General features: G+C 59.5%; 10 protein-coding genes and 3 pseudogenes. 7 read left to right on the forward strand and 6 right to left on the reverse strand.

What is annotated here, in order from left to right; genetic code table 11:
* Positions 1-333: 333 nt before the first annotated feature.
* From ACR652_RS23995 to ACR652_RS24015, 5 genes and pseudogenes are all read left to right on the forward strand, one after another.
* Entirely contained in the window at positions 334-546 is a 213-nt protein-coding gene (locus ACR652_RS23995; protein WP_434508992.1) for a hypothetical protein, read from the forward strand.
* 124 nt (positions 547-670) lie between these two features.
* Complete coding sequence (locus ACR652_RS24000; RefSeq protein ID WP_434508999.1) at positions 671-877, forward strand: hypothetical protein; 207 nt, start codon at positions 671-673, stop codon at positions 875-877.
* Positions 834-1,085, forward strand: a pseudogene (locus tag ACR652_RS24005) (transposase); the annotation flags it as partial. The gene ACR652_RS24000 and the pseudogene ACR652_RS24005, both read left to right, overlap by 44 nt.
* Before the next feature lie 890 nt (positions 1,086-1,975).
* On the forward strand, positions 1,976-2,314 hold the full coding sequence (locus tag ACR652_RS24010; RefSeq protein ID WP_434508993.1) for a hypothetical protein: 339 nt from the start codon (positions 1,976-1,978) through the stop codon (positions 2,312-2,314).
* A gap of 300 nt (positions 2,315-2,614) precedes the next feature.
* Complete coding sequence (locus ACR652_RS24015; protein ID WP_434508994.1) at positions 2,615-2,926, forward strand: GlsB/YeaQ/YmgE family stress response membrane protein; 312 nt, start codon at positions 2,615-2,617, stop codon at positions 2,924-2,926.
* A gap of 547 nt (positions 2,927-3,473) precedes the next feature.
* Here ACR652_RS24015 and istB read toward each other — a convergent pair.
* The 3 genes and pseudogenes from istB to ACR652_RS24030 form a co-directional block, all read right to left on the reverse strand.
* A pseudogene (gene istB, locus ACR652_RS24020) lies at positions 3,474-4,185 on the reverse strand (IS21-like element helper ATPase IstB); the annotation flags it as partial.
* Positions 4,119-5,199, reverse strand: a pseudogene (gene istA / locus ACR652_RS24025) (IS21 family transposase); the annotation flags it as partial. The pseudogenes istA and istB, both read right to left, overlap by 67 nt.
* A gap of 219 nt (positions 5,200-5,418) precedes the next feature.
* Positions 5,419-7,068 (reverse strand): ABC transporter ATP-binding protein/permease, encoded by a 1,650-nt coding sequence (locus tag ACR652_RS24030; RefSeq protein WP_434508995.1) that lies wholly within the window; start codon positions 7,066-7,068, stop codon positions 5,419-5,421.
* A gap of 371 nt (positions 7,069-7,439) precedes the next feature.
* On the opposite strand from ACR652_RS24030, the gene ACR652_RS24035 reads away from it, so the two are divergent.
* A complete protein-coding gene (locus ACR652_RS24035) occupies positions 7,440-7,631 on the forward strand; it encodes a CsbD family protein (protein WP_434508996.1) in 192 nt (63 codons plus the stop codon).
* Between the two features lie 254 nt (positions 7,632-7,885).
* Here ACR652_RS24035 and ACR652_RS24040 read toward each other — a convergent pair whose 3' ends face one another.
* The 3 genes from ACR652_RS24040 to ACR652_RS24050 form a co-directional block, all read right to left on the reverse strand.
* Complete coding sequence (locus ACR652_RS24040) at positions 7,886-8,029, reverse strand: DUF3096 domain-containing protein (protein ID WP_281932578.1); 144 nt, start codon at positions 8,027-8,029, stop codon at positions 7,886-7,888.
* Positions 8,030-8,118: 89 nt separating this feature from the next.
* Complete coding sequence (locus tag ACR652_RS24045) at positions 8,119-8,274, reverse strand: DUF3309 family protein (protein WP_434506307.1); 156 nt, start codon at positions 8,272-8,274, stop codon at positions 8,119-8,121.
* 247 nt (positions 8,275-8,521) lie between these two features.
* Entirely contained in the window at positions 8,522-8,884 is a 363-nt protein-coding gene (locus ACR652_RS24050; RefSeq protein WP_434508997.1) for a response regulator, read from the reverse strand.
* Between the two features lie 474 nt (positions 8,885-9,358).
* Between ACR652_RS24050 and ACR652_RS24055 the strand changes: the two genes are divergently transcribed.
* A partial coding sequence (locus ACR652_RS24055; RefSeq protein WP_434508998.1) for a chemotaxis protein CheB occupies positions 9,359-10,042 on the forward strand: 684 nt, incomplete at its 3' end.

A 10,042-nucleotide genomic window follows, 5' to 3' on the forward strand; every position in this document is an offset into this window, starting at 1 on the left:
AATCTTTCGAGACATCAACGCCAATGGTAGAAGGATTCATCTTTTCCGCGCCTTTGCTTGTCATTCGGGCCAAGTGCCCGAGTATCCGTCCAGGCCAAAGGAAAAGACGAGGGCGATCAAACTCTAGCTCGACCCGTCGAACGGTCCGCGGTTTTCCGGTCCGTCCCTCGCCGCTGATGAGAGGGCGGCAACCCTCTCCCAGCGGTTCCTTCTCGCCGAAGCGGCGCAGAAAGTCATAAGACAAGCGGTTTCTTATCTGAATGAATCAAGGGGGATTCCCGAATCGGGGTTGGTCTGATTCCACCTGTCTGCTGGCGAAGGAGGCCGGCAGGCTTGTCGAAGAAGGCCCTTTCGCTCGATCTCTCCGTGAACGTGTCGTGGCGCCGTCTTGACGGCATTTCTCTGCGGCAGGCTGCAGAGCGGTTCGGCGTCTCCACAGCAAGCGCGATCCGGTGGTGTCAGAGGCAGCAGGAGACCGGCAGTCCGGCCTCCTACAAACGCGGTGGGAATCGCTGGTCGGCGCGCATTGATGCGCACAGAGCCTGATTCTCTCGCTGGTCGAGGAAACCTGCGACATCACGTTGAAGGAGCTACAGGTTCGGCTCGCCGAGCGTGGGCATCTTTTCAGCATCGGCTCGCTCTGGCGCTTCTTCGATCGCCACGAGATCACTTGGAAAAAAAGACCGGCCATGCAAGCGAGCAGGACCGCCCGGATATCGTGAAGCGCCGAGAGGCATGGTTTGACAGTCAGCTCGATCTCGATCCCAAAAAGCTCGTCTTCATCGACGACCTGGGCGAGCACGAACGTGGCCCGCAAGAACGGCCGCGCTCCGAGAGGCGAGCGATTGCGCGCCAGCGTTCCCCATGGCCACTGTAAAACGACAACGTTTATCGCTGGGCTGCGGCTTTCCGGATTGGCTGCGCCGATGGTTCTCGACGGCCCGATCAACGGCCTTTGGTTCCTGGCTTATGTCGAGCAGGTTCTCATCCCGACGCTCTCGGCGGGTGATATCGTCGTGATGGACAACCTCCGGAGCCACAAGGCCGCAGGGGTGCGCGAGGCGATCGAGGAGGCCGCAACATCCGGTGCCGTTGCTCCAAGGCTTGCCCTCGGCACCTAAATGCCCCGGTCGGGTCGAGAGCTACGACGGCGCGAGGGCGAGATTGACTTGCTTATCGGGCTTGTTCGTTCCATTCACGGCTTCCGCATTACGTTGGGCGCCAACGAGGGCCCATCGGTTTCAATGTCGGCTATCGCGGCGTCGATAACTTCTGCGCGCCTTGCGGCACGAGCGGCAAGCAAGTCGGCATCCGCTTCCAGTTCCTTGATTGCCGCCCGCTTTTCCGCCTCCGTACGATACGGCCGTCACATTGGCTACCCGAGTTAGGGCCTTGGTAAGGGAGTCAATCTCCGCAGAGATTTGTTCAGTCCTCTCACGCAGCCGTGCGTCCGATTGCGCGCGGCGTTCGGTGATACTCTGGCATCCGCGAGCACTGCAGACAGGTGGGCGATGGCCCTGTGTGCCGCCTGCCGTGCTTGGAAGCTCGTAACGTCGAGAAGCCGCGAGAGGCCCCCTCTTTCGAGAGGCTCTTAGCCAACTCTTCAACTTCCTGCATGTCGCTCATGCGGGAGATCATGCGTGGCGGGGGCGCTGCCCGCCAGACTGCGGTGGCTGCTACTGCGGATTATGCGGTGTTTTTCATTGACAGAAGCATCATCACCAAATCAGCCGTCCCAGCCCGTGCCTGCGTCAGGGTTCTATGGTTGCCCCTCCGGATAACGTGAAAGTTTTCGCAACGACGAAACAAAGTTGTATACACCCGGGTTTGTTCTTATCTAGCCGTGGGAAAGCTCAGGCAGGGTCCCTCAAATGGTTTAGGCCATGCGCCCATGGCTCCCTCGCGGACTTATCTGGGGGCTTCAGGTAAATTCGCACTCCGAAAATCCGCTTAGACAGAGAGATAGCTGGGTTCCGTGGCCGATATCGCAGAAAAAATCCATACGGCGATTGAAAGTTGGCAATCTTGCACGGGTGGGAAGATATCTGAACAAGGCAAGCAGATAATAGTCTCCGCCGTGCGTGCGATTGTCTACGATCCGCATCCTGGCTGGCGTTTACCCTCAGGCATGGAGCCATGGCCGACCCTTGAAGAAGCCTTGGCCGAGGTGCAGCGAGACGCCATTAGCAAAATAGGGCCGGCCCTAGATCAGATCGCAGCCAAGGCTCCGGACGGCAAGACCGTCAATACCTTCGCGATGCTCCATTCGTTCCATGACATATTGCAGGTATGGTGCCCGTTCCGGAAAGATTGACACCGACGCCCCTATGCAAACCGTCTAGCACGCGCGGGGCGCGCGGCGCAAAAAATCTATCGCCGGCGTTCCTGAGTAGAGGCTCCGTCGCGAAATAGGAGCCTCCGTTACGACAGCGATTGAGACTGTTATCAGGCACCGCATTCATTCCGCGGCAACAGCCTTCATGTGCTAAATAAAGCACTTTCGCTCCAAAGACCGTGTGCTTATCTGGCATGAAGAAAATTTTTCCTCGCGAGGGCGCGCGAATCAACAGGAGCGATCCATTTGTCACCTCAGTCCATGGTATCGGAGGTGGCAATGGATCAGCCGCTAGGTATTCTCGGAACGCCCGAGGTCGGCTTTTTCCCTCTTCTTGTCATTGGCGGACTGGCCGGCTGGATAGCGGGTATGGTTACAGGGGCGCGTCACTGGCTATTGACGAACGTCCTTGTAGGGGTCGCAGGATCATGGATCGGATCGCAGCTCGCAGACCTCTTAGGCATTGTGGTGCGCGGGTCGCTTGGGCATTTTATTGCAGCCCTCGTGGGGTCCATTTTGATCATCACCGTGTGGCAGAGATTCTATCCGGAGGGAAGACAAGGATATTCGGATAGGTATCCTTCGATTTGATATCGCGCATCGCCACGACGGGCGGAAGCTAGTCGAGACGGCCAAGGGCGGTGGCTAGAGCGGAGGGTCGAGTCGCTGTGAACGCCAATGCGAACCCAGATCTTATACGGTGCAACGAGGCGGATACTCTGGAAGATCGCTGATTGGCATTATGGCCGCGGCAAGGGTGGCAGATATGAAGAAATCTTCAATGGGAAGAGGCCGCTGCTGAAGGACTGGCTAAAAACTTCGCATCCCTGGGCTATAGGTGTCGCGGGAAAATCGGGGCTCGTTCCAGGCAAGAACGGGGCCGTACGGTTGGCTTGGCTGCAGCCCGTCTCATCTGCCCTATGACAGCAGATCTGACAGCAGATCTCGGCGATGCTTTCCTCGCCCCGCAGACTCTCAAGAACAATCCTGATCTTTTCTACGGCCGAGAAGTGGCGATTCCGACGAAGGCGCCCGTCTGTAACGGGATAATGCCGCCCGGGGATTCCGGGATAATGGCGCCCCCCTGTAACGGAATGATCCCGTCCGGGCGCCGCGTTCGTTGACCTACGAGTTTGTCTCACCTGTTCTGGTTTTGGGTCAAGCCGATTTTGGCCTGTTTGCCGCGCGCGCGGCGCAAGCTTTCACCTGTGAGCTCAATGCGATGGGCATTATGAACGAGGCGGTCCAGGACGGCGTCGGCGTAAGTTGGGTCTCCAATGACGTCGTGCCAGGCTGTCACGGGAAGCTGGGAGGTGACGATCGTCGATCGGCGCCCATAGCGTTCTTCGAGGATTTCCAGGAGAAGTTGGCGGGCGCCGGCGTCGAGCAGTTCGAGGCCGATGTCGTCGAGGATCAAGAGATCGGCGCGACCAAGGGATCTGATCAAGCGCGGATGGCGCCCGTCGCCGCGCGCGAGGGCCAGTTCCTCACATAGCTTCGGCCAGCGATGATAAACGACGGAGCGATTGTCGCGGCAGGCCTTCTGGCCAATGGCGCAGGCGAGCCAACTTTTCCCGGTCCCGCTCGGGCCCGACTAGGGCTAAATTGTCGTGGGCGTCGATCCACTGACCTTCGGCGAGCTTTTGAAACAGGGCTCGGTAGAGCCCGCGCGCGGTGCGATAATCGATGTCTTCGACGCTCGCCTGTTGACGGAGCCTGGCGGCGCGCAGCCGCGCCGTCAGCCGTTTCTCGCGCCGAAGCGAGGCTTCCCGATCGAGCAGCAGGGCGAGCCAGTCGTTGCGGTCGAGCCCATTCGCCTCAGGCGGCTCGGCGAGTTCGGCGAAGGTTTGTGGAAAATCTCGACGCCGCGGACGGTCAGCCGCGCTTCCACCTCCGTCCGGGCGAAGCGATAGGGCACGGAGTAATAGTGCGCGTCGATGTCGACGTGATAATCGACGCCGACACGGCGCAGACGCCATTCGCAATATTCGTATGGCTCGATTGGCAGAGGCTTCAACGCCGGGCGGTCGATCTCTTCGAACAATGTAAAAGGGCCGGCGGCGCAGTCTGCGGAGTAGCCAGCGTTCGACGATCAGCACCGCGGATTCGACCTTCGCCTTGTCGCGCGGCCTTCTGGGTCTCGCCGGCAAAAGAGCCGTCCCGTAATGCGTCGCCATGTCCGCGTAGGTGCGGATGACCTGCGGGTCGTAGAAGCAGGCTTTGACGATGGCGGTCTTGGCGTTGTCCGGCACGATGAGCTGCGGGACGCCGCCGATCGCCTCGAGCGCGCCGACATGGGCGTCGATCCAGTCGGGAAGCGTCTGCGTCCAGCTCGCCTTGGCGAAGGTGAAGCTCGACGCTCCCAGCACGGCGACGAAAATCTGCGCCATGCGGATCTCGCCGGTAAGCCGATCAATGACGACAGGAACGCCGTCGCCAGCGTAATCGACGAACAGCCGCTCGCCGGCGGCATGCGTCTGCCGCATCGTCACCGACAGGGTCTTTTTGAAGGCGCGATAAAGCTCGCAGAACCGCGAGTAGCTATAGCCGCCCGGGTTCTCGGCGATGTATTCGTCCCACAAAATCATCAAGGTGACGTGCTTGCGCTTCAGCTCGCGATGCACGCCGACCCAGTCCGGCTCCTCGACGCGCCGATGACCGCGCTTGCTGCGCCTGTTGGCGTAGAGCGCCCCCTCGAGCGCATCGTCGTTCATTCCCTCGGGCAACGGCCAGGATAGCCCGGCGCTCTCCGCGCGCTTGAGCGCCTCCCGAACCGTCGAGCGCGGCATCCCAAGGCGCCGGGAAATCTCGTGCGCCGAAATCAACGAGGACTTCAGTCGAATAATCTCGCGCGCCTGGCGCATCGTAATCCGCTCCGCTGGCATGATCACCCCTTTGGATTGCCAAAGCGACCTGATCAGGCCACAGCGGAGCCTGCTACTGCACGAAATAACCCGGGCGGGATCATCTCGTAATTGGGGGGCGCCTTCATCTCGTTTTAGGGGGGCGCGATCGCTCGGAATCACCAGAGAAGTGCGGACGCGTGGCGCGGCGAGCCAACGACAAGCAGCGGCCTGTCGGAATCAGCAACTCCTGGGGGCTTTTGAGGCAGTTCTTGCCTTGAGCTGAATCTCTCGGTCGTAGAAGCGCTTGTCCAGATTGCGGCGTGCGGCATGGATGATGGTCGAGCCAGGCGCCCCTTCGTTGAGCAGTTCCATCAGCCGGGTCCGGCTGAGGTCGTCGAGCGCCGAGGTGGGTTCGTCCATGATGATGATATCGGGCGGCCTCAGAAGCACCCGCGCAAAGCCAAGCTGCTGCTGCTCGCCGCCGGAGAGCACATCAGACCAGCTCTGCTCCTCGTCCAGCCGCGAAACGAGATGAGCCAGGCCACAGGCGGCGAGGATCTTTTCGATACGCGCGGGGTTGGGTGGGGCGTCGTCGTGGGGATAGTCGAGCGCATCGCGTAGCGTGCCCCGCGGCATGTATGGCTGCTGTGGCATATAAGCGATGCGTGCATCCCTTGGACGGAGAATGCGGCCGCTGCCCCAGGGCCACAAACCGGCAATCGCGCGGATCAGCGTGCTCTTGCCGGCGCCGGACTCTCCCTTCACGAGGACTTTCTCGCCGCGTTCAATCACCGCATCAGTGTCGGCGAGCATCAGTGTGCCGTCGTGCTGGGCGATCGAGAGCCCGCAGAGATGCAGGGCGCCATCGTCGCTGAAGGCCAGATCGATCATCTTCCCCTCGGCTGCGATCGCGAGTTCGTCGAGGTTATCGAAGAAAAGGTCGAGTGTAGCGACACGCCTCGCCGAGGCGAACCAGTCGGCGAGGCGCATCGAATTGTCGGCCAGCCAGTTGAGCGCCAATTGCACCTGTATGAAGGCCGCCGCCGCTTGCATGAGGTCGCCGAGCGACATTTCGCCGGCAAGATATTTGGGGGCGCCGAGCATGAGAGGTATGACCGGCGCAAGGACGTTATTGCCGCTCGACAAGAACAGCATGCGCACCTGCCGCCCAATCACGGACACCCAGCGCAGGGCGACTTGATCAAATCGCGAACAGTGCCGGTCTCGCTCAGCGTCGTCGCCGCCGATGAGCGCGATCGTTTCGGCGTTTTCGCGCGTGTGGGAGAGCTCGAAGCGAAAATCGGCCTCAGCCGCCGCTTTTCCCTCGACGCATGCGACGAGCGGACGGCCCAAAAGCAGCATTCCATAGGAGGGGCATGCGGAATAGATCACGACTGAAATCACAAGGTAGCCCGGGATCGTAAGGCCCCAGAAGGTCAGCGAGCCGCCGATGAACCACAACACACTTACGAAAGAGGCCGCCATAAGCAGAGCATTTGTGACGCCGGTCGCAAAGTCGACACAGAGCTCAATGGCAATACGCCCGTCCTCGGCGATGCGCGCTTCCGGATTATCGACGAGGCGAAGAACGCTGAGCTGATAAAAGCGCCGGCGTTCCATCCACCGCCGCACAAGCGTCCGCGTCAGCCATTCTCGCCAGCGTAACTGGAAGCGCATGCGCATTTGCAGCAGCGCGACGCTCGTGGATGCAGAGATCAAAGCGAGCGCCAGCATGAGGACGATGCTGAACAGGATCAGACGATGGTCCTTGTTTTGCAGCGCGTCGAAGAAAGACTTGTTCCATCGGTTCACCGCGATGGCCGGTATGAGGTTCAGGACGAGGCAGCCAAAGAGGCCCACCACGCATGTAGCGGCTTGTCTGCGCATCGGCCCTGTCCAAAAACCGAGGGAGAGTCTCGCAAAGTGTCGCAGAAGTTTCGCGTCCGCTTTGGTTACAATAATGGGTTCAGCCATGTTGTTCCTGATGCTCAGTTTGGGATGCCCGACGGATCCAAAAGCATCCTAAATTTAGGGCGAAGTCGATGGTTTGTTATGGACTCATGGCCTTTTGGCCGATCAGGGACGACAAACGCTGACGGCTGAGCAGCGCGCCGCCGCCGACCCGCGCTTTCCACGTCCACTGGGTATTTTCCGAGCCTATACCACGTCCCTCCAAGCCGCCTATGGTGGCGATGTCGAATGAGACTTTCGGCGCACGCAGTGCAACGCATTGCATTTAACTCTTTAAGGAGCCGATCATGGGCAGCACTACTGACAAGATCAAGGGAGCGGCCAATCAGGCCGCCGGCACGATTAAGCAGGGGGTGGGCGAGGCAGTCGGCAACCCGAATCTCGAGATCGAAGGCGCCGCGCAGAAGCTTAAGGGCCAAGCGCAGGAGACGGTCGGGGCGGCCAAGGACGCCGTTAAGAAGATCGTCGACAAGGCCTGACGGTTGATACGATCGAGACACTGAAAAAGCGGCCCATTCGGGTCGCTTTTTTCGTTTCAGTTTGCATGGCTTCGCACTGGTTTAGGAACTCTGAAGACGCCCGCTTCAAAAGTGCTAGAGTTGTTCCCATGACGTCATTTCCGCCCATAAAATTCGAGAGAGGTGTGTCCATCTCGAGCATTCTCTGGTGAGATCGGACGCTGTCCCCGAACTGTGAGAAGGCCCGGCGTCGTTCTCCGCCTTCAGGCTTTGGGTCATTTGATCAGCCCGAGGCCCAAGATCCCCGAGACAATCAGAAAGATCGCCACGATGTAATTGAGCAGCTGCGGCATGATCAAGATGAGAATGCCGGCGATCAAGGATACGATCGGTTGAAGATGCGCCAAGCCAACAGTCACATTCTCTCTCCACAAATTAGAAGCTTTGGTATTTCCTACCGAACATGGCGCGGCGTCGACGACTTCGCCTTTCGAGCGCGCGAGCGTAGCTAAAGTTTGCCAAGGAGGACGAGGATTAGAACGACAATGAGAACGGTTCCCAATGTCCCCGACGGGGCATAACCCCAACTCGCACTATGTGGCCAATTCGGAAGTGCGCCGACGAGCAGGAGGACCAGGAGAACGAGGACGATTGTTCCGAGCACAATGATGCCCTTTCTTTTTGTTGTGTACCGCTGCAGCTATTTGCAAAATCTATCGACAACGGCTTATCTCGCCGGCGGCAGAAACGCGCAATTGGTGCAGCAAGCACGTTTTCGTCAGCATATGATTGTTTCTGGATGTGCGTCGACAAGGTTCGGAAAATACTCATTGGTGGGTTGCGCAGGCTTTGCCTCACCCACCCCGTTCGTAATCTTGGGGAGGATTGATGCGCTTTCTTAGTGGTCAAGGTCAGGCTAGCGCGCCGTTGATCGCGTATTGAATGGCGTGAACGAGGTCGGCTTCGCGAAAGGGCTTTTGAACCGCTATCGCGCCAGGCCTGAGCACCTTGATCCTCGAAATATCGCCGCTCACAAAAAAGTGAGGGATGAATCCTGCGGCGCATGCGTTCTCTGCTGCGGAGACACCGCTTCCTTCGCGTAGCCCCGCATCGATGATCATCAAATCTGGTTTGGAGCGGCGCGCGGTAGCTACCGCGTCCGCTTCGGTGCACTCGATGCCGCATACCTCGTGGCCCATCGTTTGGAGCATTTCGGCAAGCAAGCTACCGAGCATAGGGTCGTCTTCCACGACGAGGATGCGGATTGTCTTCATGGAGTCGCTTCGCCCCCGCCTTCGTTGATCATTTTTTCATCCGCGCACGTGGCAGTGTGGCTCTTTCGCCTGGGCGTGCAGATCACTTGTCGCCACCAGATGCTTGTTAAGGAGTTCAACGGATCGGTCCCGGACATTTTGAGATAGGGTGCTTTTGGTCGCGTGCATAGCTGAAGTTCACAACGCTGGCTAAGGCAGAGTCAATTTGGCGCTCGGCGAATGAGACGAGCGCGGAGAACTTGCGGCCTGCCCCAAAATCTTGAGGCTGGACGCTAGCCGACGATCGTGCGCCCTGGGAAGGCACGGAAACTACTCAGGCTATCGCCCTAGCGGCGTTCCATTCGGGGCCAGGGAGGGGGCTCGCCGAGCGCCGGGCCATTTCAGTGAGCCGCGCCTGACCCCAAACGTCGACGCCAAGAACCAGGCGTGATATGCGTAAACAGCTGTATTGTCGGCAAAGATAGAAAAAAGCGAATGCTGAAAATCCGCCCGAAGGATACGACGAGGACGCGATCACAGCCGAAGCAACGCATCTCGCAGGCGCCAAGGTCGCCCCGGGAAGGTGGAGAGTTTCTGGTCGTGGGGATCGGCGCGTCGGCGGGTGGCCTCGACGCCTGTAAAAAGCTTCTGGGCAGCCTCTCCGCCAGCAGTGGCATGGCGTTCATCCTGATCCAGCATCTCGATCCAACCCACGAAAGCATGATGGTCGAGCTGCTCGCGGCGCACACGTCGCTGACCGTCGTGCAGGCAATGGACGGCATGCCGATTGAGCCCGATCACTTCTACGTGATCCCTCCAGGAACGTATCTGTCTGTGGACGAGGACGCGCTGCGGCTCTCGCAACCGCTTGCGCGTCACGGGGCGCGCCTTCCCTTCGACTATTTGCTGCATACGCTGGCCACGAACTTCGGTCCGCGCGCTGTCTGCGTGATCCTGTCGGGAACCGGAACCGACGGCAGCCTGGGGCTGAAAACCATCAAGGAAAATCGTGGCCTGGTTATCGTGCAAGATCCCGACGAGGCGGCGTTTGACGGGATGCCGCGCAGTGCGATCATGACCGGCGCCGTCGACTTTGTGCTTCCAGTGGCAAAAATCGGAGAGGCGCTTGTCACCTACGACCAACAGATGGCTGGTTCAGATAAGCATTCCGGACATCCT

It is taken from the genome of Methylocystis sp. (assembly GCF_051061225.1).
Taxonomy (GTDB): Bacteria; Pseudomonadota; Alphaproteobacteria; order Rhizobiales; family Beijerinckiaceae; genus Methylocystis.

What these genes read in the sequence shown, in the direction of transcription:
- ACR652_RS24035 (WP_434508996.1), top strand. Translation starts at nt 7,440, where the DNA reads ATGGGCAGCACTACTGACAAGATCAAGGGAGCGGCCAATCAGGCCGCC.
- ACR652_RS24050 (WP_434508997.1), bottom strand. Translation starts at nt 8,884, where the DNA reads ATGAAGACAATCCGCATCCTCGTCGTGGAAGACGACCCTATGCTCGGT.
- ACR652_RS24030 (WP_434508995.1), bottom strand. Translation starts at nt 7,068, where the DNA reads ATGCGCAGACAAGCCGCTACATGCGTGGTGGGCCTCTTTGGCTGCCTC.
- ACR652_RS24015 (WP_434508994.1), top strand. Translation starts at nt 2,615, where the DNA reads ATGGATCAGCCGCTAGGTATTCTCGGAACGCCCGAGGTCGGCTTTTTC.